23 protein-coding genes are annotated in these 26,867 nt (G+C 71.5%); 7 read left to right on the plus strand and 16 right to left on the minus strand.

The window, feature by feature from the left end:
- Positions 1–38: 38 nt before the first annotated feature.
- From HEP81_RS18110 to HEP81_RS18135, 6 genes are all read right to left on the minus strand, one after another.
- On the minus strand, positions 39–644 hold the full coding sequence (locus tag HEP81_RS18110; protein WP_243279462.1) for a hypothetical protein: 606 nt from the start codon (positions 642–644) through the stop codon (positions 39–41).
- Positions 645–761: 117 nt separating this feature from the next.
- The gene (locus tag HEP81_RS18115) at positions 762–1,295 is read right to left on the minus strand and encodes a hypothetical protein (protein ID WP_051850326.1); all 534 of its coding nucleotides are present in this window, start codon (positions 1,293–1,295) and stop codon (positions 762–764) included.
- 2 nt (positions 1,296–1,297) lie between these two features.
- On the minus strand, positions 1,298–2,998 hold the full coding sequence (gene ctaD, locus HEP81_RS18120; protein ID WP_037658528.1) for an aa3-type cytochrome oxidase subunit I: 1,701 nt from the start codon (positions 2,996–2,998) through the stop codon (positions 1,298–1,300).
- 188 nt (positions 2,999–3,186) lie between these two features.
- Positions 3,187–3,963 (minus strand): SseB family protein, encoded by a 777-nt coding sequence (locus HEP81_RS18125; RefSeq protein ID WP_037658470.1) that lies wholly within the window; start codon positions 3,961–3,963, stop codon positions 3,187–3,189.
- Positions 3,964–4,077: 114 nt separating this feature from the next.
- Positions 4,078–4,737, minus strand: a complete 660-nt coding sequence (locus tag HEP81_RS18130) for a vitamin K epoxide reductase family protein (RefSeq protein WP_037658467.1) — start codon at positions 4,735–4,737, stop codon at positions 4,078–4,080.
- A gap of 117 nt (positions 4,738–4,854) precedes the next feature.
- The gene (locus HEP81_RS18135; RefSeq protein WP_037658465.1) at positions 4,855–5,142 is read right to left on the minus strand and encodes a metal-sensitive transcriptional regulator; all 288 of its coding nucleotides are present in this window, start codon (positions 5,140–5,142) and stop codon (positions 4,855–4,857) included.
- Positions 5,143–5,245: 103 nt separating this feature from the next.
- Here HEP81_RS18135 and HEP81_RS18140 point away from each other — a divergent pair, with 103 nt between their 5' ends.
- Positions 5,246–7,321 carry an NAD(+) synthase gene (locus HEP81_RS18140; protein WP_037658463.1) on the plus strand — a complete coding sequence of 692 codons (2,076 nt, stop codon included), beginning with the start codon at positions 5,246–5,248 and terminating at the stop codon, positions 7,319–7,321.
- A gap of 153 nt (positions 7,322–7,474) precedes the next feature.
- Positions 7,475–9,259: a potassium channel family protein gene (locus HEP81_RS18145; RefSeq protein ID WP_037658461.1), complete on the plus strand. Its 1,785-nt coding sequence runs from the start codon at positions 7,475–7,477 to the stop codon at positions 9,257–9,259.
- Between the two features lie 87 nt (positions 9,260–9,346).
- Here the strand turns inward: HEP81_RS18145 and HEP81_RS18150 are convergent, their stop codons facing one another.
- A complete protein-coding gene (locus HEP81_RS18150; protein ID WP_167739858.1) occupies positions 9,347–11,119 on the minus strand; it encodes a S9 family peptidase in 1,773 nt (590 codons plus the stop codon).
- 209 nt (positions 11,120–11,328) lie between these two features.
- On the opposite strand from HEP81_RS18150, the gene HEP81_RS18155 reads away from it, so the two are divergent.
- A complete protein-coding gene (locus tag HEP81_RS18155; RefSeq protein ID WP_037658458.1) occupies positions 11,329–12,120 on the plus strand; it encodes an SURF1 family protein in 792 nt (263 codons plus the stop codon).
- Between the two features lie 69 nt (positions 12,121–12,189).
- Here the strand turns inward: HEP81_RS18155 and HEP81_RS18160 are convergent, their stop codons facing one another.
- The 7 genes from HEP81_RS18160 to HEP81_RS18190 all read right to left on the minus strand — a co-directional run bounded on the left by HEP81_RS18160 (position 12,190) and on the right by HEP81_RS18190 (position 18,565).
- Positions 12,190–13,338 (minus strand): hypothetical protein, encoded by a 1,149-nt coding sequence (locus HEP81_RS18160; RefSeq protein WP_220511607.1) that lies wholly within the window; start codon positions 13,336–13,338, stop codon positions 12,190–12,192.
- Between the two features lie 58 nt (positions 13,339–13,396).
- The gene (locus HEP81_RS18165) at positions 13,397–14,074 is read right to left on the minus strand and encodes a SigE family RNA polymerase sigma factor (protein ID WP_078967502.1); all 678 of its coding nucleotides are present in this window, start codon (positions 14,072–14,074) and stop codon (positions 13,397–13,399) included.
- A 312-nt stretch (positions 14,075–14,386) separates the two neighbouring features.
- Entirely contained in the window at positions 14,387–15,442 is a 1,056-nt protein-coding gene (locus HEP81_RS18170; RefSeq protein ID WP_037658454.1) for an aspartate-semialdehyde dehydrogenase, read from the minus strand.
- Positions 15,439–16,710, minus strand: coding sequence for an aspartate kinase (locus HEP81_RS18175; RefSeq protein WP_037658452.1), 1,272 nt, complete (start codon positions 16,708–16,710; stop codon positions 15,439–15,441). Before HEP81_RS18175 ends, HEP81_RS18170 begins: the two co-directional genes overlap by 4 nt.
- A 204-nt stretch (positions 16,711–16,914) precedes the next feature.
- Positions 16,915–17,577 (minus strand): DUF5063 domain-containing protein, encoded by a 663-nt coding sequence (locus HEP81_RS18180; RefSeq protein WP_037658450.1) that lies wholly within the window; start codon positions 17,575–17,577, stop codon positions 16,915–16,917.
- Positions 17,570–18,169 (minus strand): recombination mediator RecR, encoded by a 600-nt coding sequence (gene recR / locus HEP81_RS18185; RefSeq protein WP_037658449.1) that lies wholly within the window; start codon positions 18,167–18,169, stop codon positions 17,570–17,572. Before recR ends, HEP81_RS18180 begins: the two co-directional genes overlap by 8 nt.
- A gap of 51 nt (positions 18,170–18,220) precedes the next feature.
- Positions 18,221–18,565 carry a YbaB/EbfC family nucleoid-associated protein gene (locus HEP81_RS18190; protein WP_037658448.1) on the minus strand — a complete coding sequence of 115 codons (345 nt, stop codon included), beginning with the start codon at positions 18,563–18,565 and terminating at the stop codon, positions 18,221–18,223.
- Positions 18,566–18,801: 236 nt separating this feature from the next.
- On the opposite strand from HEP81_RS18190, the gene HEP81_RS18195 reads away from it, so the two are divergent.
- Positions 18,802–19,548 carry an SLATT domain-containing protein gene (locus tag HEP81_RS18195; RefSeq protein WP_037658447.1) on the plus strand — a complete coding sequence of 249 codons (747 nt, stop codon included), beginning with the start codon at positions 18,802–18,804 and terminating at the stop codon, positions 19,546–19,548.
- Between the two features lie 193 nt (positions 19,549–19,741).
- Here HEP81_RS18195 and HEP81_RS18200 read toward each other — a convergent pair whose 3' ends face one another.
- Positions 19,742–21,598: a serine/threonine-protein kinase gene (locus tag HEP81_RS18200; protein ID WP_037658446.1), complete on the minus strand. Its 1,857-nt coding sequence runs from the start codon at positions 21,596–21,598 to the stop codon at positions 19,742–19,744.
- A gap of 210 nt (positions 21,599–21,808) precedes the next feature.
- On the opposite strand from HEP81_RS18200, the gene HEP81_RS18205 reads away from it, so the two are divergent.
- From HEP81_RS18205 to HEP81_RS18215, 3 genes are all read left to right on the plus strand, one after another.
- Positions 21,809–23,164, plus strand: a complete 1,356-nt coding sequence (locus HEP81_RS18205) for an aspartate aminotransferase family protein (RefSeq protein ID WP_037658445.1) — start codon at positions 21,809–21,811, stop codon at positions 23,162–23,164.
- A gap of 117 nt (positions 23,165–23,281) precedes the next feature.
- On the plus strand, positions 23,282–23,977 hold the full coding sequence (locus tag HEP81_RS18210; protein WP_037658442.1) for a GntR family transcriptional regulator: 696 nt from the start codon (positions 23,282–23,284) through the stop codon (positions 23,975–23,977).
- 75 nt (positions 23,978–24,052) lie between these two features.
- Positions 24,053–24,703, plus strand: coding sequence for a hypothetical protein (locus tag HEP81_RS18215; protein ID WP_037658440.1), 651 nt, complete (start codon positions 24,053–24,055; stop codon positions 24,701–24,703).
- 80 nt (positions 24,704–24,783) lie between these two features.
- Here HEP81_RS18215 and HEP81_RS18220 read toward each other — a convergent pair whose 3' ends face one another.
- Positions 24,784–26,613, minus strand: coding sequence for a bifunctional metallophosphatase/5'-nucleotidase (locus tag HEP81_RS18220; protein ID WP_037658439.1), 1,830 nt, complete (start codon positions 26,611–26,613; stop codon positions 24,784–24,786).
- Positions 26,614–26,867: the final 254 nt, after the last annotated feature.

Genomic DNA, 26,867 nt, shown 5'->3' on the forward strand with positions numbered 1-26,867 from the left:
GGCAAGCAGGTGGCCGGCCGGCGCCCTCGACTGATCCCTCAGCCGGCGTCTCCCCAAACAGCTTTCAGATCCTCACAACAGACGGTGATCGACGCATCGGTGAGCGCGATTTCATGCGTACAACCACCGCCCTCGTACGGGAGAATTTCATCGAGGAGCACAGTGTCGACCAGCATCCACTCGACGGCATGCGCATAATCGATAGAGAAATGCTTCACCCCTGAATAGCTGATGCGCAGCCCGACATCATGCTTCCACTGGTTCGGGGCGAATTCCAGTACCAGGTTTCCGCTTTTATCGGTGGCCACCCGAACAGCAGACAGTTCCAAGTCCTTTACGCAGCGACTGTTGCCGTGACCCAAGGCATAATGTGCTGGATCGGACGCAAATTCTCTTGCCTCATCCGGCAACTGATCTCGAAACTTGGGAAGTTCGGCCAAGTATGCGCTGGGGTCGACGTAGAACCCGCCATCATCCCAAACGGCCGTAACGTACTTCATTTGCAACCTTCCGCAGCGAGAGTCGGTCCCCTTGGGTCCGATTCGGCCGATCTTTCGCAGTTCGTAGATCATCCAACCCTTGATGTCGGCGGTCTTGATGTCCAGAACCTGGCCGGGGACGCAGAGTTCACCACTTTCAGCCAAGTCGGCAACTAATTGGCCGGATACATCAAGGTCGTGGGCTTGCCTGTAAGCGGGAGTAGGGCGGGGCGCACGTACAGCTGAGGGGGTGCGCCCCGCCCGGGTTTGGGGCGGGGGTGGTCAGTGAGGGTGGCGGTGGTGGGTGTGGGTGGCGGCCAGGGTGATGAAGAGGGTCAGGATCGCGGCGGGGGTGGTGATCGTGGTCAGCCAGGCTGTCGGGGTGTCGGGGTTCTCGGCCAGGCGGAGGGCGCCGATGACCGTGGCGGTGGTCAGGCCGGTGGTGAGGAGGGCGGCGACCACGTAGCGGGTGCGGTCGGAGGTCGGTGGGGGCTGGGTGGGGGCCAAGTCCGTCCAGTGGGTGGCGGCTTCGCGGGTCTCGCGGGAGTGGTGCAGGGCGGAGGAGATGAGGAGGGCGAGCGCCGGCAGGGTGCCGGTGGCGGCGGCTGCCGCCGGCCAGGTCCAGGGGTTCGTGGTGAGGAGGAGGACGCCGACGGTCGCGGCCGTCGCCCATGCCGTCACGCACGACGCCGCCCGCATCCGGCGGGAGACCGGGCGGTCGGCGCCGGCGCGCAGGTCGGCGAGGGCCGGGAGGTACCAGACACAGCCGGCGGCGGTCACCGCGGCGGTGGCCAGGGCCAGTACGGGATGCGCCACGGCTAGCTCACCGCCTCTGCCTCGAGGGCCGCGATCTCCGGGTGGTGCAGGTCGAACGCCGGGGATTCGCTGCGGATGCGGGGCAGCGCGGTGAAGTTGTGCCGCGGGGGCGGGCAGGAGGTCGCCCACTCAAGTGAACGGCCGTAGCCCCAGGGGTCGTCCACGCCCACCGGCTCGGCGTACTTCGCGGTCTTCCAGACGTTGTAGAAGAACGGCAGGATGGACAGGCCGAGGAGGAACGAACCGATCGTGGACACGGTGTTGAGGGCGGTGAAGCCGTCGGTGGCCAGGTAGTCGGCGTACCGGCGCGGCATGCCCTCGGCACCCAGCCAGTGCTGGACGAGGAAGGTGAGGTGGAAGCCCACCGTCAGCGTCCAGAAGGTGATCTTCCCGAGGCGTTCGTCCAGCATCTTGCCCGTGAACTTCGGCCACCAGAAGTGGAATCCGGCGAACATCGCGTACACGACCGTACCGAAGATCGTGTAGTGGAAGTGGGCCACCACGAAGTACGAGTCGGAGACGTGGAAGTCCAGCGGCGGCGAGGCCAGGATCACACCGGTCAGACCGCCGAAGACGAAGGTGATGAGGAAGCCGGTCGTCCACAGCATCGGGGTCTCGAAGCTGAGCGAACCCTTCCACATCGTGCCGATCCAGTTGAAGAACTTCACCCCGGTCGGCACGGCGATCAGGAAGGTCATGAAGGAGAAGAAGGGCAGCAGCACGCCACCCGTGACGTACATGTGGTGCGCCCAGACCGTGACCGACAGGCCGGCGATGGAGATCGTCGCGGCGATCAGGCCCATGTAGCCGAACATCGGCTTGCGGGAGAAGACCGGGACGACCTCCGAGACGATGCCGAAGAACGGCAAGGCCAGGATGTAGACCTCTGGATGGCCGAAGAACCAGAAGAGGTGCTGCCACAGCAGGGCGCCGCCGTTGGCCGCGTCGAAGACATGGCTGCCGAACTTGCGGTCACACTCCAGCGCGAACAGGGCCGCGGCCAGGACCGGGAAGACGATCAGGACCAGGAGCGCGGTCAGCAGCACGTTCCATACGAAGATCGGCATGCGGAACATGGTCATACCGGGCGCGCGCATGCAGATGATCGTCGTGATGAAGTTGACCGCGCCCGCGATCGAGCCGAAGCCGGACAGCGCCACGCCCATGATCCACAGGTCGGCCCCGAGCCCCGGCGAGTGCACCGCGTCGGACAGCGGGGCGTACAGGAACCATCCGAAGTCCGCCGCGCCGTCGGGCGTCAGAAAGCCGCCCGCCGCGATCAGCGAGCCGAACAGGAACAGCCAGAAGGCCAGCATGTTCAGCCGGGGGAACGCCACGTCCGGCGCGCCGATCTGAAGCGGCATGATCCAGTTCGCGAAGCCGGTGAACAGCGGCATCGCGAACAGCAGCAGCATGATCGAGCCGTGCATGGTGAAGGCCTGGTTGAACTGCTCGTTCGTCATGATCTGTAGTCCGGGCCGGGCCAGTTCGGCGCGCATCAGCAACGCCAGCACGCCACCGATCAGGAAGAACGCGAACGCGCAGACCAGGTACATCGTCCCGATCTGCTTGTGGTCCGTGGTCGTCAGCCACTGGATCCAGGTGGGCCGTGTGCGTCGTACGGCCGGCTGCCGCGGGCCGGCCTCGGTGACCTCGGCGCTCGGCCGCTCGGTCATCACCTTGTGTATCTGTGCCTCGTCCACCGGATGGCGTCCCTCCCAGCTGTGCATGTCGGAGCCGGCCGGGAAGCGCCACGCGTGCGGGTTGTGGACCCGGCGCTTCCCGGCCCGCCACATGATCGGCCCGGGGACACCCCTCGCCGATAGGGCCCAACAGGCCCGGGTACGCCCCTCGGCAGGGCCGGGTGGCCCCTCTTGCCTCGCGCTTGCCGTCAGTGCCTGCGGTACAGCGGGGTGCCGAAGACCGCCCTGTCCCCGGGTACGACCGCGAGGTCCAGGCCGTGGTCCAGGCGCACCCGCAGCAGGGGGTCCCGGGCCAGGTCGGCGGCCAGGTCGCGCACCGCCTCCGCCAAGTTGTCCGCGGCTGCGGGCAGTTGGTCGTCCGTCTCGGCGGACGCCGGTACGACGACCAGCCGGGCGTCCGTGTCACCGGCGGCCGGCAGCAGATGGGCGCGGCTCACGGCGGGATGGCGGGCCAGGATCGCGCACAGGGCCGCGGCGATCTCGGGGTCGCGTGGCGGAGGCAGATGGGGACGGCGTTCGGCGACCGCGCGCAGGGCGGCGCCGGAGAGTTCGTAGAAGACCGGGCCGGACAGGTCGATCAGGAGAGTCTCGGCGCCCGCGTGCCAGGCGGCCTCGACCGCCTGGCAGGCCGGGACCGGTGCGGGGCGGGCGCCGGGGCGCCAGCGGGCCAGCGCGTCGAGGCCGGTGAAGGCCGGCAGTCCGCGGCGGCCGTCGGGGAGGTGCAGGGTGGCGACCGCCATGTCGCTCGTCTTCTCGCCCTTGCGGCCGTCCGGGCCGATCTCCGTCTCGCCGAGTACGGCGACGATCGGCACCAGCAGGCGGGCGTCCGCGAGCAGGGCGAGCAGTTCGGTCTCCGCCGTGACGGAGGGGGCGGCGGACCAGGCGGTCAGGGCGGCGGCGAGACGGGGTTCGGGTGAGCCGTCGTCGCCCGCGAAACCCGGGTCGGGGATGTTCTTGCGCTCCATCGCGCGACGCTAACCAGGGCGAGGCGGGGGGAGGGAGGGCCGATCGGCCCCGGCCTCCTCGACAGCTGGGGCAGCGAAAACGGGGTCAGGGAAGCGGGGTCAGGGGAAGCGGGATCAGAACAGCGACACCCAGTAGTCCCACCACCGCGTGGCGATCAGCATCACGATGCCCAGGTACCAGGTCACCGGCAGCACCCAGTGGAACTCCAGCACGCCCGCCACCACGGCGCGGGGCGCGCGGATGACGCCGTGCATCAGGTTGTGCGCGGTGGTGTACCAGAACATCGCGATGGTGGCCGCCCAGGCCAGGCAGCACCACAGGCACAGCGCGCCGATGCCGTACAGGGCCTGGCTCATCAGCCACATGCAGAAGCCCGCGCCGAACAACGTGCCCGCGTTCAGACCGAGCCAGAACCAGCGCCGGAAGCGGGCGCCGGACAGCAGGGCGAAGCCGATGGTGACCACGACCGGGTAGGCGGCGAGGCCCAGCAGGGGGTTGGGGAAGCCGAGGACGGACGCCTGGGCACTGCGCATCACGTCGGAGCAGGACAGCACCGGGCTGAGATTGCAGGACGGGGTGAAGTGCGGGTCCTGGATCAGCTGGATCTTGTCGATCGTGATCACGAAGGAGGCCAGGATGCCGAGCGCGCCGGTCACGATCAGCAGCCAGGCGTAGGCGCGGGAGGCGGTGGTCGTGGCCTCGGGCGGGATCGGCGGGCTGCTCCGCCGGTCCCGCTGCCGAGGGGTGGCGCCGGTGGTCGTGTCACTGGTCATCGGGCGTTCCGCCTTGCCGGTGGTGGTCGGGGGCCGACGGACCAGTGAAGTCAGGGCGGACGGGGGCGGACAAGGGCCGAACGGCCCGCGCGCGGGTGTTCGAGCCCGGTCAGCGGATCACGCCAGCGAGAGGAACAGCCGCTCCATCCGCGCCTTCATCGCCTCCGCGTCCTCCCCGTTCTTGCGGCCCGACTCGATGTCGGCCACGCACTGCTGAAGCCCCGTGGCGATGATCGCGAAACCGGCGCGGTCCAGCGCCCGCGAGGCGGCGGCCAGCTGGGTGACGACGTCCTCGCAGTCCCGGCCCTCCTCGATCATCCGGATCACCCCGGAGATCTGGCCCTGCGCACGCCGCAGCCGGTTCAGGACCGCCTTCAGGGACGCGCCCTCAAGCTCCAGTTCCACGCTCACTCCTCGAAAAATACCCCTAGGGGTACTGTACGTCCGGGTTCGGGGCAAAGGCGAGCGCCTGTGACCGCCGTAGGGCAGAAGTTCTAGGCTTCCCCCTGTGAACTTCTGGTCGATCTATCAGCATGGCTTCGCGCGCGTCGCCGCGTGCACGGGCCACACCGTCATCGCCGACCCCGGCGCCAACGCCGAATCGGTCCTGCGCCAGGCGCGCCGGTGCGCCGAGGAGGGCGTCGCCGTCGCCGTCTTCCCGGAGATGGTGCTGTGCGGCTACTCGATCGAGGACCTGCTGCTCCAGGACCCGCTGCTCGACGCGGTCGAGACGGCCCTGGCGGCGGTGGTCGCCGGTTCCGCGGACCTGCTGCCGGTGCTGGTCGTCGGCGCGCCGCTGCGCCACCGCAACCGGATCTACAACTGCGCGGTCGTCGTGCACCGCGGCAAGGTCCTCGGCGTGGCCCCGAAGTCGTACCCGCCGAACTACCGGGAGTTCTACGAGCGCCGCCAGATCGCCGGGGGCGACGACGAGCGCGGCGGCACCATCCGGATCGGCGGCGCGGACGTGCCGTTCGGCGTGGATCTGCTGTTCGCGGCGGACGACGTGCCGGGCCTGGTGCTGCACGCGGAGATCTGCGAGGACATGTGGGTGCCGGTGCCGCCGAGCGCGGAGGCGGCGCTCGCGGGGGCGACCGTGCTGGCGAACCTCTCCGGCAGCCCGATCACCGTCGGCCGCGCCGAGGACCGCAGGCTGCTGTGCCGATCGGCCTCCTCCCGCTGCCTGTCCGCGTACGTCTACGCGGCGGCCGGTCTCGGCGAGTCGACCACCGATCTGTCCTGGGACGGCCAGACGATGATCTACGAGAACGGGGTGCTGCTGGCCGAGTCCGAGCGCTTCCCGCTCGGCGAGCAGTTCGCGGTGGCCGACATCGATCTCGATCTGCTGCGGCAGGAGCGCAGCCGGATGGGCAGCTTCGACGACAACCGTCGTACCCATGCCGCGCGCACCGGCGACTTCCGCACGGTGTCCTTCCCTCTGGACCCGCCGGTCGCCGCCGATCTGGGGCTGCGGCGCCGCGTGGAGCGCTTCCCGTTCGTGCCGGCCGACCCGGACCGGCTCGCCCTGGACTGCTACGAGGCGTACAACATCCAGGTCGAGGGGCTCCAGCAGCGGCTCGGCGCGATCGGCGGCCCCAAGGTGGTCATCGGCGTCTCCGGCGGTCTGGACTCCACGCACGCGCTGATCGTCGCCGCCCGCGCGATGGACCGCGCCGGGCGCCCGCGCAGCGACATCCTGGGCTTCACGCTGCCCGGCTTCGCCACCAGCGACCACACCAAGGACAACGCGCACCGGCTGATGCGGGCGCTCGGCATCACCGCGGCCGAGCTGGACATCACGCCGACCGCGCGGCTGATGCTCAAGGAGATGGGCCACCCCTTCGCCGCGGGTGAGCCGGTGTACGACGTCACGTTCGAGAACGTCCAGGCGGGGCTGCGCACCGACTACCTGTTCCGGCTGGCCAACCAGCGCGGCGGCATCGTGCTCGGCACCGGCGACCTCTCCGAGCTGGCGCTCGGCTGGTCGACGTACGGCGTCGGCGACCAGATGAGCCACTACAACGTCAATTCCGGTGTGCCCAAGACACTGATCCAGCATCTGATCCGCTGGGTGATCAGCAGCGAGCAGTTCGACGCGGAGACCGGCGAGATCCTCGCCGCGATCCTGGACACCGAGATCAGCCCGGAGCTGGTGCCGGGCGAGGAGATGCAGTCCACCGAGTCGAAGATCGGCCCGTACGCGCTGCACGACTTCACCCTCTTCCAGGTGCTGCGCCACGGCTTCCGGCCCTCGAAGATCGCCTTCCTGGCCTGGCACGCCTGGCACGACGCGGCGTCGGGCGCCTGGCCGCCCGGCTTCCCCGAGGCCAAGCGGGTGGCGTACGACCTCGCGGAGATCGTGCGCTGGCTGGAGGTCTTCTGCCGCCGCTTCTTCGCCTTCGCCCAGTTCAAGCGCTCGGCCATGCCGAACGGGCCCAAGGTCTCGGCCGGCGGTTCCCTCTCCCCGCGCGGCGACTGGCGGGCCCCCTCGGACGGCAACGCCCGGGTGTGGCTCGCGGACCTGGCGCGCTTCGACTTCGAGGAGGCGGCGGCCGAGGTGGAGAGGGCGGCGGCCGAGCGCTGACGGACGCCGCCAGCCGTCATAAAGGCCGCCACGGGGGCCGAACGCCGGTGTGCGACACGGCGTTCGGCCCGCCCTGGAACCAGTCTTCTTCCTGAGGCAGTCTTTCCCTTCGTGGCGAGCGTTCCGTTTCAAGGGGGACCCGGCGCACCCCATATGGTGGTGTGCGGGGACGACGGGCTTGCGCACCGGCTGGCGGCCGAGTTGCGCGGGGTGTACGGCGAGCAGGTGACCCTGGTGGTGCCGCCGGCCGAGCGCGCGGCGAGAGGGCCGGTGGTCGGCCGGGCGCGGGCCGCCTCGGCGGCACTGCTCGACCGGGTGGTCAACGCGGCGGTCGGCGGTCGGCCGATCGCGCCGGGTACGGCGGGCGCGGTGGCCGCGGCTGCCGGGCCGGTCGGCGAACCTGTGCTCGAAGCCGTGGAGTTGACCGAGGCGGTGCTCGCCGCGGCCGGGGTGGAGCGGGCCACCGCGCTCGCGCTGGTGCACGACGACGACGAGACCAACATCCGTGCCGCGCTCACCGCCCGCCGGCTCAACCCCAGGCTGCGACTCGTACTGCGGCTCTACAACCGGCGGTTGGGCCAGCACATCGAGGAACTCCTCGACCAGGCGGCCGCGTTGGCGTACGACGGCGGGGGCGACACGGACGTGGAGGCGTCGACGACCGTACTGTCCGACGCCGACACCGCCGCGCCCGCGCTGGCCGCGACCGCGCTCGCGGGCACCAGCAAGGTCGTACAGACCGAGGGCCTGCTGCTGCGGGCGGTGGAACGGCCGCTGCCCGCCGACTCGGGCCTGCACACCCTCGCCCTGCTGTCGGTGAGCGATCCCACCGCCGGGGACCAGGAGCCCCGGCTGCTGCCGGCCGACGAGGAGGTGCGGGGCGCCGCCGGACGGACCGCGATCGTGCTGGAGCAGGTGTCCACGGCCGGCGGGCCCGAGTCGGCGGCGCGCGGCGCGGGGGTCATCCCCTGGCTCAACTCGCTGTTCTCGCGGCGGCTGCGGTGGTCGCTGGCCGGTCTGGTCGGCTGTGTGCTGGCGCTGGCGATCGCCCTGTGGGCGGTGACCGGGATCCAGCCGGTGCGGGCCTTCTACCTCACCCTGCTCGACATGTTCGCCATCGACGACCCGGCGGTCGGCGCCCCGCTCGGCCGCCAGCTGCTCCAACTCCTTTCCGCGCTGGTGGGGTTGCTGCTGCTGCCGGTGCTGCTGGCCGCGGTCCTTGAGGCGCTGGGCACCTTCCGCACCGCCACCTCGCTGCGCAGGCCGCCGCGCGGACTCGGCGGGCATGTGGTGCTGTTGGGGCTCGGCAAGATCGGCACCCGGGTGCTGACCCGGCTGCGGGAGCTGAACGTGCCCGTCGTCTGCGTCGAGTCCGACCCCGAGGCGCGGGGGCTCGCCACGGCGCGCCGGCTGCGGGTGCCGGTGGTGCTCGGGGACGTCACCCAGGAGGGGGTGCTGGAGTCCGCGAAGATCCACCGGGCGCAGGCCCTGCTCGCGGTGACCAGCGCGGACACCACGAACCTGGAGGCGGCGCTGTACGCGCGGACGGTACGGCCGGATCTGCGGGTGGTGCTGCGGCTGTACGACGACGACTTCGCCACGGCGGTCTACCGGACCCTGCGTGCCGCCTATCCGGGCGCCCTGACCCGGAGCCGGAGCGTGACGCATCTGGCGGCGCCCGCCTTCGCGGGGGCGATGCTCGGCCGGCAGGTGCTCGGCGCGGTGGCGGTGGAGCGGCAGGTGCTGCTGTTCGCCGCGGTCGACGTGGACGGCCATCCCATGCTGGAGGGCCGCACCGTGGACCAGGCGTTCCGCCCCGGCTCCTGGCGGGTGCTGGCGCTCGCGGGCCGCAGCGACACCCCCGCCGACCATGTACTGGCGAAGGGGGACCGGGTGGTGGTCGCCGTCACCCGCAGGGGCCTGGCCGCACTGCGCTGAACCCGTCCGCCGACCCCCCGCCGACCCGACCCCCCGCCGACCCCTCCGGCGGGATGCCGGAGAGAAGCGGGCGGGCAGGGCGGACGGCTACGCCGGGAGGTGCCGCTTGGCGAAGTCCAGCTCCAGGGCCACCTGCTTGATGCGCTCGTCGACGACCAGGGAGCCGTGGCCGGCGTCGTAGCGGTAGATCTCGTGGGTGGCGCCGAGGGACTGGAGGCGGTGGATGTAGTTGTCGATCTGGCGGATGGGGCAGCGGGGGTCGTTGACCCCGGCCGAGATGTAGACCGGGGCCTTGACCTGGTCGACGTAGGTGAGGGGGGAGGACGCCTCGAAGCGCTCCGGGACCTCCTCGGGGGTGCCGCCGAGGAGGGTGCGGTCCATGGCCTTCAGGGCCTCCATCTCGTCGTGGTACGCCGTGACGTAGTCCGCGACCGGGACGACCGCGATGCCGACCGTCCATGCCTCCGGCTGGGTGCCGATGCCGAGGAGGGTGAGGTAGCCGCCCCAGGAGCCGCCGGTGAGGACCAGCCGGTCGGGGTCGGCGAGGCCCGAGGAGACCGCCCAGTCGCGGACCGCCGCCACGTCCTCCAGCTCGATCAGGCCGACCCGGTGCTTGAGGGCGTCGGTCCAGGCGCGGCCGTACCCCGTGGAGCCGCGGTAGTTGACGCGGACCACCGCGTATCCGTGGTCGACCCAGGCGGCCGGGCCCGAGGCGAAGGAGTCGCTGTCGTGCCAGGTCGGGCCGCCGTGCAGGTCGAAGACGGTGGGCAGGGGGCCGGTCGCGCCCGCGGGCTTCTGGATCAGGGCGTGGATCCGGCCGCCGGGGCCCTCCACCCATACGTCCTCCACCGGCACCGACGGCGGGCACTTCATGCCGGGCGGGTCCAGCACCACACCGCCGGAGGTGGAGCGCACCACCGACGGCTCGGCGGAGGAGGACCACAGGTACTCCACGCTGCCGTCCGGGCGCGCGGTCGCCCCGGAGACGGTGCCGGGCGGGGTGGGGACACGGGTCAGCTCGCGGCTCGCCAGGTCGTACCGGAACAGCTCGCTGCGGGCCTCGAAGCTGTGCGCGATCAGCAGGCCGGAGCCGTCCGGGTACCACTCGGCGCTGACATCGCCGGGCAGCTCAAGGGCGAGGTCCGTCTCCTCGCCCGTGGCCACGTCCCACACCAGCGGCTCCCAGCGGCCCCGGCGCTGGTGTCCGATGAGCAGCCGGGTGTCGCCGTCGACCGGGGCGAAGCCCAGCACCTCCAGGCCCAGCTCCTCGGCGCCGCCCTTGGTGTCGTCCAGGTCGGCGACCGCCGAGCCGTCCGGGCGCAGTACGCGCAGCGCGGCGTGCATGGCGTCGCCGTGCTCGGTGTGCTCGATGGCGATCAGGGATCCGTCGCGGGAGAGGTCGCCGACGCCCGCGGACTCGCGGTGCCGGTAGATCTCCACCGGGTCCGCGCCGGCGCGGGCCAGATGGATCGTGGTGCCGTCCTCGTCCGTGGAGCGGCCGACGACCGCGGTCCGCCCGTCACGGCCCAGGGCGAGGCCGGCCGGGTAGGAGGCGGCGAGGCCCGGGACGGCCGGCTCGTCGGCGCCGCCGGTGAAGGGCTGGCGGCGCCAGATGCCGAACTCGTCGCCGTCCTTGTCGTCGAACCACCAGATCCAGGCGCCGTCCGGGGAGAGGGTGCCGTCCGTCGTGCCGTTCGGCCGGTCGGTGGCCTGGCGCTGCTCGCCCGTGGTGCGGTTCCACGCGTACAGCTCGTACGTCCCCGTCGCGTTCGACACGAACAGCGAGCGGTCCGGTGCGTCCTCGGCCCAGTCGGGCAGGGACACCCGCGGCGCCCGGAACCGCTTCTCCCAGTCCGGCATGTCCGCGCTGCCCGGCGCCTGCGATGCGCTCGGCGTCGTGCTCTCAGTCTTGGCCCCAGTCATGCGCCCCATACTGCCTGGCCGCCGCGACAATTGTGCGGCGGGTGAGCGCAGCCTGTGGATAACTTTCCCGCCAGGGGCACCGCGCACGGACGTGTGAGGGCCGACCCGCGAGCGGGGCGGTGGGGCGGGCGCCGTACCGTGGGAGCGTGTACCGGTTTCTGCTGACTCCGCGCTGGTGGGGCATCAACGTCTTCGTGCTGCTCGCCATCCCCTTCTGCATCTTCATGGGGTCCTGGCAGCTGAGCCGGTTCGAGGGGCGGGTGCACGAGGAACACGCCGCGAACCGGCAGGCCGCGTCCGACGCCGGCCAGGCGGCCCGCCCGCTGGACTCGATGCTGCCGGTGAACAAGGCCACGTCCGGGCGGCGGGTGTCCGCACACGGACGGTACGGGGCGCAGCTGCTCGTGCCCGGCCGGCAGCTGGACGACAAGAACGGGTTCTACGTCCTGACGCTGCTGCGCACCGACCAGGGGAAGTCGCTTCCCGTGGTGCGCGGGTGGCTGCCCGGGACGGCGTCCGCGGCGAAGGCGCCCGCCGCGCCGCGCGGTGAGGTGACCGTCGTCGGCGCGTTGCAGGCGTCCGAGACTCCGGGGGACAACGGGGTCAGTGCGCAGGGCGGCCTGCCCGCGGGGCAGACGGCGGCGATCAGTTCGGCGGCGTTGGTCAACCTGGTGCCGGACCGGTTGTACGACGCGTGGGTGACGCTGGACAGGGCGGATGCCGGGATGAAGGCGGTGCCGGCGTCGGCGCCGGACGGTACGGGGCTGGATCTGAAGGCGTTCCAGAACCTCGGGTACACCGGGGAGTGGTTCGTCTTCGCCGGGTTCACGGTGTTCATGTGGTTCCGGCTGCTGCGGCGGGAGGCCGAGGCGGCACGGGACGCTGCGCTGGGCTTGGCGCCGGAGGAGACCGTGCCGGTTTCGGTACCGAGCAGCTGAGCCGAGTTGGTGCCGCCCCAAGCGGCACGACTGCCCGCAGTAAGTAGAGGCGGCCCTGTGTCCGGCCTCCTACGAATCCGCCAGTACCCCCGTGTAATACACCGTCCCCGCGCACTCCCCCGGCACCTTCGTCGAAGCCGTCGGGCCGCCGGAGGCGGGGGTGTGGGTGATCAGGACGCTGCCGTCGGCCGTGGTGTCGCCCGTGCCCAGTTGGGGGGTGGTGCCGGAGGCGCTGCCGATGTCGGCCGGGCCGTCGCTCGGGGTCGGGGACGGGTCCGGGGTCGCGCCGCCGTCCGTGCCGCCGGTCGGGCCGCCCGTGCTGGGACAGGTCTCGGAGGGGACGAAGGCGAACTTCTCCTGGTAGGCGGCGCCGGGCTGGAGGACCAGACCCGTGGCCTCCTGGGAGGGGTCGGGAAGGCCCGTCGCCGCGTCGCCCGCGGCATGCCGTACGACGGCGATCTTCGCGGGGTCCGCCGCGCCCTGCGCGCTCGCGCCCACCGTGCCCGCACCGCTCACCGCGCAGGGCCCGGAGGAGACATTGCTGACGCGGAACGTGCCGTACACGATCCCCGTGGAGTCCGGCGCGGCCGCGCTGCCCGTGGCCGAGCCCAGCTGGGCCGGCGTGCAGACCGGGACGCCCGCGGCCAGGGTCGCGGAGGGGTTCGCGGCACCGGCACCCCCGGCGTCGCCCGTGCCCCTGCTGTCCTTGTCCCCCGGCTTCCCGGGCCCCTTGCCGGGCTGGACCGAGCCGCCGTCCGTGCCCCTGTCGCCGCCCGCGGTGCCGGCCTTGTCCTTGTCGTGCCCGGAGCCGGACCGCGCCTGCGAGGAATGGCCGGCCATCGCGGTGTCCGGGTCGGAGCCGCCGGAGTCGGAGACATGCACCAGGGCCGGGATCGCCGTACCGAAGAACAGGGCCGCCGCCGCCATGCCCACGGCCGCCTGCCGCTTGCGGGCCCGGCGCGCGGGGACCGCCCGGCGCAGCCGCTCCAGGGTGCCCGCGCCCGGCTCGACGCCGTCGACCGCGGAGTGCAGCAGCCGCCGCACCGCCGCCTCGTCCGAGCCGAGTCCGCCGAACGTCCGGGCGAGCCACTCGCCCTCGGCTCCCGGACGCGCGTCCGGCTCCCCGCCGTCGAGGGGGGAGCCGAAGAAGTCGGCGCTCTCCCGGTCGTGTTCGGGTTCGAGCCCCTCGGTGCTCCGGTCGTCGGGGCCGTGGTTCACAGTTTCGTTCCCAGCGTGCGGTGAGGTGTGGTCGTGGCGTTGCGGTGCGGGTGCCCGGTCATGCGAGTGCCTCCATGGCCACCCGCAGCGCGGCGATGCCCCGCGAGCCGTACGCCTTCACCGAGCCCAGGGAGATGCCGAGCGTCTCGGCGACCTGGGCCTCGGTCATGTCCGCGAAGTAGCGCAGGACCAGGACCTCACGCTGGCGGCGCTGGAGCCCCTTCATCGCCTTGATGAGGTCGCGGCGCTCCAGCTGGTCGTACGCGCCCTCCTCCGCGCTCGCCATGTCCGGCATCGGCTTGGCGAGCAGCTTGAGGCCGAGGATGCGGCGGCGCAGCGTGGAGCGGGAGAGATTGACGACCGTCTGCCTGAGGTAGGCGAGGGTCTTCTGCGGGTCGCGGACGCGTTTGCGCGCCGAGTGGACCCGGATGAAGGCCTCCTGGACGACGTCCTCGCAGGAGGCGGTGTCGTCGAGGAGGAGGGCGGCGAGACCCAGCAGCGAGCGGTAGTGCGCCCGGTAGGTCTCGGTGAGATGGTCCACGGTGGTGCCGGTGACGGCCTCCGTGGCCGCGGTGTCGTCGGCGCCGTCACGCTGACCGGGTATGCGGGCGGGCCGCGCGGCTGGCATGGGCGCGATCACCGGCATGCCGCCGGGCGTGCGGGGGCGCAACGCCGCACGCGGCGGCCGAAGGGCCGCGGTGCCGCGTCCCCCTGTGAGTTCCAGTACCTCTGCCACGCCTGTTGGACACGTCTGCCCCCGCCAGGGTTGTACGCGCCGGGCGTCACATGTGCGACAGCCGGCGGTGCCTCAAGTGCCGTCATGCGTCCCGCTCTTCCCCTATGTCCGATGTGGACGGGCATCCCCGCGCCCGGTCCGCTCACGGCGCCCCCACGCCCCGAAGAGTGACCGCAAAGACGCTCCCGCCCTCCGCGTGGTTGCGGAGGGCGGGGAGCCACATCTTCTGTCGCCGAGAGGGCCGGCTCAAGCGGTTTGGACCATGCCGCCGGACACACTTCGCACACAGATCCTACAAAGCGGCCACACGGTTCACCCGGCGGACTCCTGGGCGACCAGCTCCGCGATCTGTACGAGGTTCAATGCGGCGCCTTTGCGCAAATTGTCGCCGCAGACGAAGAGTTCGAGCGCGGTCGGGTCGTCCAGCGACTGCCGCAGCCGCCCCACCCAGGCGGGATCGGTGCCCACCACGTCGGCGGGGGTGGGGAACTCACCGGCCGCCGGGTCGTCGCACAGCACCACACCGGGCGCGGTGGCGAGGATCTCGCGGGCGCCGTCCACGCCGGCCGCTCCCTGGAAGCGGGCGTGGACCGTGAGGGAGTGGGTGGTGACCACCGGCACCCGGACACAGGTGACGGCGATGGGCAAGCCGGGCAGCGAGAGGATCCGGCGGGTCTCCTCGCGCACCCGCAGCTCCGCCGAGGACCAGCCGTCCTCGGCCACGGTGCCGGCCCACGGTACGACGTTCAGCGCGACCGGCTCCGGGAACGGTCCGGTGGCGTCACCCACGAGGCGTCGTACGTCTCCCGGCGCGGTGCCCAGCTCGGTGCCGGCGACCTGGGACAGCTGGGCGCGCAGCGCCTCCACCCCGGCCCGGCCGGCGTCGCTCACCGCCTGGCAGCAGGAGACCACCAGCTCGCGCAGCCCGTACTCGGCGTGCAGGGCGCCGAGCGCGACGATCATCGTGAGGGTGGTGGCGCCGGGGTTGGCGATGATGCCGCGCGGGCGGTTGCGCACCCGGTGCGCGTTGACCTCGGGCACCACCAGGGGCACATCAGGATCGGCGCGGAAGGCGCCGGAGTTGTCCACGACCACCGCGCCGGCCGCGGCGGCGATCGGCGCCCACTCGGCGGCGACCCGCTCCGGCACGTCGAACAGGGCGATGTCGACCCCGTCGAAGCAGCCCTCGGTCAGGACCGAGACCTCGGCCTCCGCCCCGCGCACGGCCAGCTTGCGGCCGGCCGAGCGGGGGGAGGCGAACAGACGGATCTCACCCCAGATGTCCTTGCGCTGGGAAAGGATCTGGAGCATGACCCGGCCGACCACTCCGGTCGCTCCCACGACCGCGAGCGTCGGCTTGGCGTTCATCGGCCGGTGCCTCCGTAGACGACGGCCTCGTCGGTGTCGGAGTCGAGCCCGAAGGCAGTGTGCACGGCGCGCACGGCCTCCGCCACATCGTCCTTGCGGGTGACGACCGAGATACGGATCTCGGAGGTCGAGATCAGCTCGATGTTCACCCCCGCGTCGGACAGCGCCTCGAAGAAGGCCGCGGTGACGCCCGGGTTGGTCTTCATACCCGCGCCGACCAGGGAGATCTTGCCGATCTGGTCGTCGTAGCGCAGCGAGTCGAAGCCGATGCCGGGGCGGTTGCGCTCCAGGGCGCCGATGGCCTTGCGGCCCTCGGTCTTCGGCAGCGTGAAGGAGATGTCCGTCAGGCCGGTGGCGGCGGCGGACACGTTCTGCACGACCATGTCGATGTTGATCTGCGCGTCGGCGATGGCCCGGAAGATGGCGGCGGCCTCACCCGGCTTGTCCGGCACACCGACGACCGTGATCTTGGCCTCGGAGGTGTCGTGCGCGACACCGGAGATGATGGCCTGCTCCACCTTCTTGTCCCCAATCGGCTCACTGCTGACCCATGTGCCCTGCAACCCGCTGAAGCTGGAGCGTACGTGGATCGGGATGTTGTAGCGGCGGGCGTACTCCACACAGCGGTGGAGCAGGACCTTGGAACCGGAGGCCGCGAGCTCCAGCATGTCCTCGAAGGAGATCCAGTCGATCTTCTTCGCCTTCTTGACCACCCGCGGGTCGGCGGTGAACACGCCGTCGACGTCGGTGTAGATCTCGCAGACCTCGGCGTCGAGGGCGGCGGCGAGGGCCACGGCGGTGGTGTCCGAGCCACCGCGGCCGAGCGTGGTGATGTCCTTCTTGTCGGCGCTGACGCCCTGGAAACCGGCGACGATCGCGATGTTGCCCTCGTCCAGCGCGGTCCGGATGCGGCCCGGCGTGACATCGATGATCCGGGCCTTGTTGTGGACCGAGTCGGTGATGACGCCGGCCTGGCTGCCGGTGAAGGACTGGGCCTCATGGCCCAGGTTTTTGATCGCCATGGCCAGCAGCGCCATGGAGATCCGCTCTCCGGCGGTCAGCAGCATGTCGAATTCGCGCCCGGCAGGCATCGGAGAGACCTGCCCGGCGAGATCGATCAACTCGTCCGTCGTGTCGCCCATCGCGGAAACGACGACGACAACCTGGTTGCCGTTCTTCTTCGCTTCCACGATCCGCTTGGCGACGCGCTTGATGCCCTCGGCATCGGCTACGGAGGAGCCTCCGTACTTCTGCACGACAAGGCCCACGTGCGCTCCTCGCTCGGTTCGTTTGTGTCGGCTCAGTTTAACGAGCGTCCAAAATCCACCACCCTGCTCCCGCATGGTGAGACATCAGCCCATGGGACCCGGGACGCCCGCTTCCGGATGGCCTTCTGCCCGCCCGGAACCGACCCACGCGGAACGTGCCCCGGGTCACACCCGGCGCCGTACCCGCGCGGCGTGGCTACGGCGTCACGAACCGGGCCGCATCCCCAGCGGTCCGCCGATCTCCTCGGCCATCACCCGGCCCGCCTCGAACTCCAGGGTCTCGTCGCCCATGGGGCTCTGGTCGGTGTCCAGGCCGTCCAGCTCCTCCAGGGGCTGGTTGAGGCGGACGTGGATGAGCACCGACTGGAGGGCGCGCAGCACGGCGGAGGCCGTCGGACCCCAGTTGGAGAAGTAGGAGAACTGCCACCACCACAGGGCCTCGGTGGTGCGGCCCGCGCGGTAGTGGACCATGCCGTGGCGCAGGTCCGTGATGATGTCGGCGAGGTCGTCGGAGATCCGGGCCGGCACCGGGGCCTTGCGGGGCTCGTAGGGGTCGAAGACCTCGGAGTAGACGTCGACGGGCTCCAGCAGCCGGGCGAAGTTCTCCCGCACCCCGTCCACGTCCGGCTCCGGGCCCGGATCGGGCTCGTAGCGATCGTCCGGGACGATGTCCTCATGGGCGCCCAGCCGGCCGCCGGCCAGCAGCAGCTGGGAGATCTCCAGGAGCAGGAAGGGGACGGTGGAGCCGGGCTCGTCGCCCCGCGCCACCTCCGTCACGGCCACCAGGAAGCTCTCGACCTGGTCCGCGACCTGTACGGCGAAGTCGTCGGGGTTCTGCGACGTGGCGTGCAGCGTGGCGTCAGACATCTAGGAGTCTTCTCCCCTCGAAGGCGCGGCCGAGGGTGACCTCGTCCGCGTATTCCAGGTCGCCACCCACCGGGAGGCCGCTGGCCAGGCGGGTGACCTTCAGGCCCATGGGCTTGATCATGCGCGCGAGGTACGTGGCCGTCGCCTCGCCCTCCAGATTCGGATCGGTGGCCAGGATCAGCTCCGTGACCGTCCCGTCGGCCAACCGCGTGAGAAGTTCCCGTATACGCAGGTCGTCGGGACCGACACCCTCGATGGGGCTGATCGCCCCGCCGAGCACGTGGTAGCGGCCGCGGAACTCGCGGGTGCGCTCGATCGCGACGACGTCCTTCGGCTCCTCCACGACACAGATCACCGCGGGGTCGCGGCGCGGGTCACGGCAGATGTTGCACAGTTCCTCCTGCGCGACATTGCCGCAGGTCGCGCAGAAGCGGACCTTCGCCTTGACCTCCAGGAGCGCCTGCGCGAGCCGCTTCACGTCCGTCGGCTCGGCCTGGAGGATGTGAAAGGCGATCCGCTGCGCGCTCTTGGGACCGACGCCGGGCAGCCGCCCCAGCTCGTCGATGAGGTCCTGGACCACGCCTTCGTACAACGGACTGCCCTTCCTGGAGACCTTTCGGTACGTACGCTAGTTGGACCGGAGTCAGAACGGCAGACCGGGGATGCCCGTGCCGCCGCCCAGGCCCTGGGCCAGCGGGCCGAGCTTCTGCTGCTGGAGCGCCTGCGCGTTCTCGTTCGCCGCCTGTACGGCGGCCACGATCAGGTCGGCGAGGGTCTCGGTGTCCTCCGGGTCCACCGCCTTGGGGTCGATCTTCAGGCCGCGCAGCTCGCCGGCGCCGGTCACGGTGGCCCTGACCAGGCCGCCGCCCGACTGCCCGTCGACCTCCGTGTTCGCCAGTTCCTCCTGGGCCCGCTGTAGATCCTGCTGCATCTGCTGGGCCTGCTGGAGCAACTGCTGCATGTTGGGCTGGCCACCACCGGGGATCACGATCAGCTCCTCTGTGTCTTTCTTCTTGGCACGAGCCTACGTGGTCCAGGCGGCCATCACACCGCCACTCTTTCGAGTGAGAGAGATGGCGGATCTATAGCTGATCAAGGCCTTCTTCCGGGCGGAAAAGCCGGGAAAGTCACGACCGGGCCACCCGTTGGGCGGTAGGAAGGGTGGCGCACGTCGGCAGGGGATGTCACGCTACGTGACCGGTCGTGATCAGTAGGGAGTGCCGGGTGGGTCAGCCGGAGATGCAGCCCGAGGGGCCGCCTCAGGACGGGCGGGGCGAGGGCTCGGCCGGACCCCGGCCGGGTGATCTGACCGGGCGGGCGCTGCCGCCCGGTGACTGGGGCGAGCCCGGCGAGCGGCTGGACGAGCTGTACCGATGGGTGGAGCACGGCGCGCTGCGGACGGCGGACTGGTATCTGCGGGACCGGGTGTGGAAACGGCGCGGGGCGCGGGTGCTGCGGGCCGGGGCGGCGGTGGGCGCGGTGACCGGGGCGGCGCTGCCGCTGCTGGATCTGACGAAGGTGGCCCAGGGCGTGGCGCCCTGGGGGTGCCTGGCCCTGCTCCTCGCGGCCGCGTGCGCCGGTGCGGACCGGTACTTCGGGGTGACGTCCGGCTGGATGCGGGACGTGGCGACGGCACAGGCGGTGCAGCGGCGCCTCCAGGCGCTCCAGTTCGACTGGGCGGTGGAGGGGGTGCGGGAGGTGCTGGGCCCCACGGAGGGCACGGCGAGCGAGGCGGCGGAGCGGTGCGTGGTCCTGCTGCGCCGGTTCTCGGAGGACATGACGGAGCTGGTCCGGGCGGAGACGGCGGACTGGATGGTGGCGTTCCGGGCGGGCGCGGCGCCGGTGGGGGCACAGTCGGCGGCGTATGTGCCGCGGCAGGAGGTGGTGGGGCAGGCGGCCAGATTCGTCCTGCCCCCGGCGGGGGGCGCGCGGCCGAACATGCCGAGGCAGCGGCCACCGGAGCCGAGGTGACCGCGGGGGTCGGGTCGCCCACCGGCCGCCTGGCCCACAACTTCAGTCCCTCCGGCGTCCAGCACGGCACATGTCCGTGTGCGCGGACGATGTCCTGCCCGTTCCCCGCCCGGCTGCGCCCGGTTCGACACCTTCCCCGCGGACAGCCGGATGCCGAGCGAGCCGTCGTTCTCGACGCGCAGCGACCACCCCCTCACTGCCGGGTGTACGTCAGGCTCTCCCCGCCGCCCTGCTGCGCCCGCTGCAACCGTCCGTCCGGCAGCAGGCTGACCTCCGTCGGGTCGCCCGGGGAGCACGAGGAGAGGGGCTCGCCGCTGGTCACGACGGACGGCCCGATCTCCAACGGCCCCCCGGCGTACGGCGCTTGGCTGAGTTCGGCCGTGAAGACGCAGTGGTACATCCCGCCGCCCTCCGCCGGGCCCTGCGCCTCCAGCGTCAGCACGTCCTCCCCCACCTTTCCCTGCCGGATGGTGAGCCGGCGGGTGTTGGTGCCGCTCGCGCTGTCGATGGTCGCCGCCCAGGTCCCGAGATAGGCGTCCGGGACGGCACCCGCGCCCGAGGAGGAGGGCGAGGACGGGTCCGGACCGCGCTCCCCGGAACCGGTGGGCGACGCGGACCGCGAGGCAGGCGCGGGACCGGCCGTGCCGCCGCCCTTGTTCTCGGCTCCGCCGTTCAGCAGCGCGTACACCGAACCGCCCGCGCCCACCGCCACGATCACCGCGATCACGACCAGCAGGGCCGTGGACCGCCCGCTGCGCCGCTCCGGCTCGGGCTCCGTGCCGTACGGCGGGTACGACTGCTGGGGGTACCCGTACCCGAAGGCCTGGGGCGTCCGCGGCGACGGCGCGGCCGCGGCGCCCGGTGCGAAGTACGGCTGCCGGGCGCCCTGTTGGGGGTGCGGCTGGGCCTCCTGCCGGGGATCCCCGTACGCCCCGGGGACCGTCACCGGCAGCGGCGCGCCCTCCCCCGCCGACGGCGGCCGCTCGGTACCGGAACCGCTCCCCTGCGCGGCGGCCGTCCCGCCCCCGTCCGAGACGGCGGAGTGCTCGGGCGAACCGCCGCCCTCCGGTCCGGCGTCCCCCGCGGCGCGCGCACCCGGTGCCGCCGCGGCGAGGCCCTCCGCCGCCGGCTCCTCCACCTCAAGCAACCCCACCGCGTGCCGCCCCAGTTGGGCCACCAGCGCGCCGGGCAGCCAGGGGTCGCGGGAGCGGCCGTCGGACACCGTGTCCTCCGCCCCCGTGCGCTCCAGCAGCGCGTCCAGCGACGGCCGGGCCGCCGGATCCTTGCGCAGGCACTGGCGCACCAGATCGGCGATGCCCTCCGGCACCCCCGCCAGATCCGGCTCCTCCTGGGCGATCCGGAACATCAGCGCGTGCACCCCGCCGCCGGCGTTCCCGAACGGCATCCGCCCGGTCGCCGCGTACGTCAGCACCGAGCCGAGCGAGAAGACGTCGCACGCCGGGGTGACCTTGTCCCCGCGCACCTGCTCCGGCGCCATGAACCCCGGCGAGCCGACCAGCGACCCGGTCTGGGTGAGCCCCTCGCCGCCCGCCGTGCCCGTCTCCAGGGCGCGGGCGATACCGAAGTCGATCACGCGCGGCCCGTCGATGGTCACCAGCACATTGGACGGCTTCAGGTCCCGGTGCACGATCCCGGCCGCGTGGATGTCCTTCAGCGCGTGCGCGAGCCCCGCCGCGAGAATCCGTACCGACCGCTCCGGCAGCGCCCCGTGATCGTGCCCCACGACCTGTTCGAGGCTGGGCCCGGCCACATATCCCGTGGCCACCCAGGGCACCGCCGCCTCGGTGTCCGCGTCCAGCACCGGCGCGGTCCAGTACCCGCCGACCCGCCGCGCGGCGCCCACCTCGCGCCGGAACCGCGCCCGGAACTCCTCCCGCGCGGCCAGCTCCTCGCGCACCAGCTTCACGGCGGCCGTACGGCCCCGGTCCGAGCGGGCCAGGTACACCCTGCCCATGCCGCCCGCGCCCAGCCGCGCCAGCAGCCGGTACCCCCCGATCCTCTGGGGGTCCCCCGGACCGAGTTCCTCCATGACCGCCCGCCCTTCCCGCCCCGTCAGCTGTGGCAACGGCCCGAGAATAATCCGGTCGTACAAGGTGCCGGAGGCTCGGTCGTCCACGGTTCCGTAACAGGCTGCACGCCCCTGCCCGACTTAGTGTCGACAACCTGTCGCGGATTGGGCCCGCCCACGGCACAGGACGCCGATACCGCGTCCGCATCCCGGACATTTACGCTCGCCCGCATGACCCCTCAGACCGATCCCGCAGCCGGTGCCGCAGTGAAGGCCGCGGACCGTGCGCACGTCTTCCACTCCTGGTCCGCCCAGGACCTCATCGACCCGCTCGCCGTCGCCGGCGCCGAGGGGTCGTACTTCTGGGACTACGACGGCACGCGCTATCTGGACTTCACCAGCGGGCTCGTCTACACCAACATCGGCTACCAGCACCCCAAGGTCGTCGCGGCCATCCAGGAGCAGGCGGCGACGATGACCACGTTCGCCCCGGCGTTCGCGATCGAGGCCCGCTCGGAGGCGGCCCGGCTGATCGCCGAGCGGACCCCCGGCGACCTGGACAAGATCTTCTTCACCAACGGCGGCGCCGACGCGGTGGAGCACGCGGTGCGCATGGCCCGGCTGCACACCGGCCGCCCGAAGGTGCTCTCGGCGTACCGCTCCTACCACGGCGGCACCCAGCAGGCCGTGAACCTCACCGGCGACCCCCGCCGCTGGCCCTCCGACAGCGGCACCAGCGGTGTCGTGCACTTCTGGGCTCCGTTCCTGTACCGCTCCCGTTTCTACGCCGAGACGGAGGAGCAGGAGACCGCGCGGGCGCTGGAGCACCTGGAGACCACGATCGCCTTCGAGGGTCCCGGCACCATCGCCGCGATCATCCTGGAGACGATCCCCGGCACCGCCGGGATCATGCTGCCCCCGCCGGGCTACCTCGCCGGGGTGCGCGAGCTGTGCGACAGGTACGGGATCGTCTTCGTCCTGGACGAGGTCATGGCCGGATTCGGCCGTACCGGCGAGTGGTTCGCCGCCGATCTGTTCGATGTCGTACCGGACCTGATGACCTTCGCCAAGGGTGTGAACTCCGGCTATGTGCCGCTCGGCGGCGTGGCCATCTCGGGGAGGATCGCGGAGACCTTCGGCAAGCGCCCCTACCCGGGCGGTCTGACCTACTCCGGGCACCCGCTGGCCTGTGCCGCCGCCGTCGCCACGATCAACGTGATGGCTGAGGAGGGCGTGGTGGCCAACGCCAAGCGGCTCGGCGAGAGCGTGCTGGCGCCGGGCCTGGCCGAGCTGGCGGCGCGCCACCCGAGCGTGGGCGAGGTCCGCGGTGTGGGCATGTTCTGGGCGTTGGAGCTGGTCAAGGACCAGGAGACACGGGAGCCCCTGGTGCCGTACAACGCGGCCGGTGAGGCGAACGCGCCGATGGCCGCCTTCGCCGCGGCGGCCAAGAAGCAGGGCCTGTGGCCGTTCGTGAACATGAACCGCACCCATGTGGTGCCGCCGTGCAACACGAGCGAGGCGGAGCTGAAGGAGGGCCTGGCCGCCCTCGACGCCGCGCTGTCCGTGGCGGACGAGTACACGGCGTAACCGGCTCGGTACTGCCGTCGGCAAAGGCCGAACGCGTAAGGTGACGTGCTCGTAAGACTCTGAGGAGTCGGCCATACGTGCGAGTACGTCACCCATACGCGTGAGGAGAGACCGGCCATGTCCGGCAACGGCATCGTCACCCGCAGCACCCTGCGCCAGCAGATCGCGGACGCGCTCCGTGACGAGGTGCTGGCGGGGCGGCTGCGGCCGGGCCGGGCGTTCACCGTGAAGGAGATCGCCGACCAGTACGGCGTCTCCGCCACCCCGGTGCGCGAGGCGCTGGTCGACCTGTCCGCGCAGGGCATCCTGGAGGCCGACCAGCATCGCGGCTTCCGGGTGCCCGAGTACTCGCTCGCCGACTACCGGCACATGATCGAGGCCCGCAGCCTGGTCACGGACGGCATGTTCCAGGCCCTCGCCGCCGGGCACCCCGCCTTCCGCACCCCGTTCGAGGACCCGCGCACCCTCGCCCTGCTGGCCACCGTGCGCCGCCGCGGCGAGGAGGCCCAGCGCGCCGCCGCCGCGGGCGACCTCACCGTGCTGATCGGCTACGACCTGCGCTTCTGGCGCGAGTTGAGCGTCCTGTTCGGCAACCCCTACCTCGGTGACTTCCTGCACCGGCTGCGCGTGCAGTCCTGGGTCTGCGCGGTCCAGCGGCTGCGCCGGCTGCCCGATCCGCGCGGCCGGCTGTGGGCCGGCCACACGGACCTGGTCGAGGCCCTGGCCCGGCGGGACACCGAGGCCGCCCGCGCCCTGGTCGCCGCGGCCAACGCCCACTCGCTCGCCCTGCTGGAAGATCTGTCCGATAGCTGAGCGGACGTGGGGGTATGGGACCACCCGTGCACCGATTACGCTTCCCGGACCACCTCTTTGTGTGAGGAGCTCTCTTTGGCCTGTGACCTGTGGCTGGTCCCGCTCGTCGACGTGTTGTGCCACACGCCGGACAATCCGTTCGCCGAGGAACTCGCGCACTACAACCACGCGCTGGCCGCGGCGGGGCTGCCGCCGGTGCCGGTGTACCAGTACATGCCGGGCCTGTCCGGCGAGGTCGCGCCGGTCGCCGGGTTCGACTACGACGCCCTGCACTTCCTGCGCCGCGCCTATCTGCTCCAGGTCTGCGGACTGCCGGTGACGCCGGTGGACGAACTCGGCGGGGACTACGAGCAGTTGCTGGAGATGTTCGAGTCCACGGCCCAGCAGTCGCACCTGGTCTGGCACTACGACCACGCGGGCGCCTACGTCCCGGTCGACTTCCCGCATCCGCTGGCCGACGAGCAACTTCTGGCGGGCGGCGGGCCCTTGGGCTCCGCCCAGGCGCTGCTGCGCGAACTCCAGTACGTCGCCCCGGTGATCGGCATCGACCCGGCCAACCCCCCGGCGCCTCCGGCCCCGCCCGCGGCCCCCACCGAACTGGAGGAACCGGCCGCCTCCACCCCCTACGACCCGAACCCCTTCTCCCGCGAACGCCATGTCTGGCTGGGCCTGCACGCCGCCGCGACCCGCTCGCTGGCCCAGGGCTCGATGATCGTCTTCAGCTGACCGGGGCGTACGGCACCCGCCCACCCGTGGCGCGGGTGGACGGGTGTCCGGTGCCTGATGTCCGGCGTCCGGCGTCCGGGCTAGAAGACCGGCGTGCCCGCCTGGGTCAGCTTCCAGTTGGTGACCGCGAAGTCGGCCGGGTCGAGGGTCTTGGTCGCGGTGACGTAGTCGATCATCATGTCGCGGATCTCGCTGGTGGAGCTGTACGCGATCTCCGCCGAGGCGATGTGCGGGTAGCCCGAACCGCCGTTGGCGCGGTAGTTGTTGACGGCGACCACGAAGACCTGGTCGTCGGCGACGGCGGTGCCGTTGTAGCTCAGGTTCTTGATCCGGGAGCCCTCGGGCTGGGCGATGTCGATGTCGTAGTCGACACCGGCCGCCGTGTCGTACATGTAGTCCCAGAAGCTGTTGGCGTTGGTGAGGGTCGCGGTGTCGACCTTCGTGCCCGCCGGGACCCGGATGTAGTACTTGGCCGCGTACTCCAGGTAGTCCTTGAGCTGGGCGCCCGTGAGCTTCTTGGCGTAGAGCGTGTTGTCGTAGATGTAGAGCCCGGCGATGTCCTTGATGGTGACATTGCCCTGCGGGATCTCGGCGGTGCGGCTGAAGGGCGCCGCGACCGAGATCAGCGGGAGGGCGGCGTCCGCCGCGGACAGGCCGGCCCTGACCGTCTCGGTCTGGACCTTGTGGATGAAGTCCATGATCGGCACGTCCTTCCAGCAGGACTCCGCCGCCGAGAGGTCCGCCGTGCAGGTGCCGACCGGGGTGTTGACGTACTTCACCACCAGCTCGTGGTCGGCTTCCAGGAGCTTCTTGATCTGCGGGTCCTCGGCCACCCCGTTGGGGTTGAGGGTCTGCGCCTTCTTGCTCGTCACCTTCCACTGGCCGTGGTGCAGTTCGAGCTCGAAGTCGAAGACGCTGAGCCGGTAGCCCCAGCAGTACGGCTCGGACAGCAGCACGTCCTCGCCGGTCTCGTCGTTCTTGACGGTGTAGGACGGCACCTCGACATGGGTGTGGCCCACCAGGATCGCGTCGATGCCCGGGACCTGCTCGGCGACCAGGTTGGACGCGTTCTCGATGTAGGGGAGTTCGTCGCCCCACGAGGAGGAGCCGTCCAGGCCGGAGTGGTCGGTCAGGAAGACCACGTCGCAGCCGAGGGCGCGCAGCCGCGGCACGTACTTCTTCGCCTGCTCGACCAGGCCGGGGAAGACCAGCTTGCCGCCGACGTTGTCCTTGTCCCAGATCGCGATGCCGGGGTTGGTCAGACCGAGGATGCCGACCTTGATGTCGGGGGCGCCGGGGACCTTGATGTGCTTGACGGTGTACGGCTGGAAGGCCGGGCGCAGCGTCTTGGCGTGCAGGGCGTTCGCGCCGAGCAGCGGGAAGTCGCACTGGTCCTCGAACTTGCGCAGCGTGTCGATGCCGTAGTTGAACTCGTGGTTGCCGAGGGCGGCGGCGTCGTAGCGCATGTGGTTCATGGCGACGGCCATGGGGTGCTTGGGGCCGCGCTTGCCGTCGGTGCCGGTGATCGGGTCGACCCGGGCGAAGTAGTAGGCGAGCGAGGTGCCCTGGATGATGTCGCCGGCGTCCACGAGCAGCACCCGGTGCTCGCCCTTGGCCTCGCGCTGCTGCTTGATGAGGGTGGCGACGCGGGCCACGCCGACCGAGTTGCCGGCCTTGTCGGTGTAGGGCGCGTCGGCGTAGTAGTCCCAGTCGAAGACATGGCCGTGCAGGTCGGTGGTGCCCAGGATGGAGAACGACCAGGTGCGCGGCGCCTTCTCGTGGCCGTGGCCGTGGCCCTGCTCGGCCGCCTCGGCACTGCCGCTGCCCACCGCGCCCGCCGCGGCGACGGCGGCGCCGGTGACGGCCGACTTCTTCACGAACTCCCGGCGGTTCATGGGACTGTGGGTCATTCAAGGCTCCTGAGACTGGAGTTGGCGCGTGCAGAGGGGCGTTCCATGCGGAGGCTACCCGCGTAGATCGTGCTCGTGCCCTTCATCGCCGCAAACCAGGAGATGACCATGTCCAGGTCAAGGATGAGTCAGGTGGGGCGGAAAACGAGAGCGCCCGCCGGTCCCGCCCGAAGGCGGATCCGGCGGGCGCTGCCGCACGGTGAAGACGGGTCGAACTCCGGCTTACCGAAAGGAATCACCGGAGGCCCGCGGGG

It is taken from the genome of Streptomyces griseofuscus (assembly GCF_014673495.1).
Classification (GTDB): Bacteria; Actinomycetota; Actinomycetes; order Streptomycetales; family Streptomycetaceae; genus Streptomyces; species Streptomyces murinus.

Bases quoted from the DNA above. Each gene is read 5' to 3' on its own strand.
- HEP81_RS18180 (WP_037658450.1), bottom strand. From the start codon at position 17,577: ATGTCTGACGCCACGCTGCACGCCACGTCGCAGAACCCCGACGACTTC.
- HEP81_RS18210 (WP_037658442.1), top strand. From the start codon at position 23,282: ATGTCCGGCAACGGCATCGTCACCCGCAGCACCCTGCGCCAGCAGATC.
- HEP81_RS18205 (WP_037658445.1), top strand. From the start codon at position 21,809: ATGACCCCTCAGACCGATCCCGCAGCCGGTGCCGCAGTGAAGGCCGCG.
- HEP81_RS18220 (WP_037658439.1), bottom strand. From the start codon at position 26,613: ATGACCCACAGTCCCATGAACCGCCGGGAGTTCGTGAAGAAGTCGGCC.
- HEP81_RS18145 (WP_037658461.1), top strand. From the start codon at position 7,475: ATGGTGGTGTGCGGGGACGACGGGCTTGCGCACCGGCTGGCGGCCGAG.
- HEP81_RS18130 (WP_037658467.1), bottom strand. From the start codon at position 4,737: ATGACCAGTGACACGACCACCGGCGCCACCCCTCGGCAGCGGGACCGG.
- HEP81_RS18125 (WP_037658470.1), bottom strand. From the start codon at position 3,963: ATGGAGCGCAAGAACATCCCCGACCCGGGTTTCGCGGGCGACGACGGC.
- HEP81_RS18170 (WP_037658454.1), bottom strand. From the start codon at position 15,442: ATGAACGCCAAGCCGACGCTCGCGGTCGTGGGAGCGACCGGAGTGGTC.
- HEP81_RS18150 (WP_167739858.1), bottom strand. From the start codon at position 11,119: ATGCCGGACTGGGAGAAGCGGTTCCGGGCGCCGCGGGTGTCCCTGCCC.
- HEP81_RS18200 (WP_037658446.1), bottom strand. From the start codon at position 21,598: ATGGAGGAACTCGGTCCGGGGGACCCCCAGAGGATCGGGGGGTACCGG.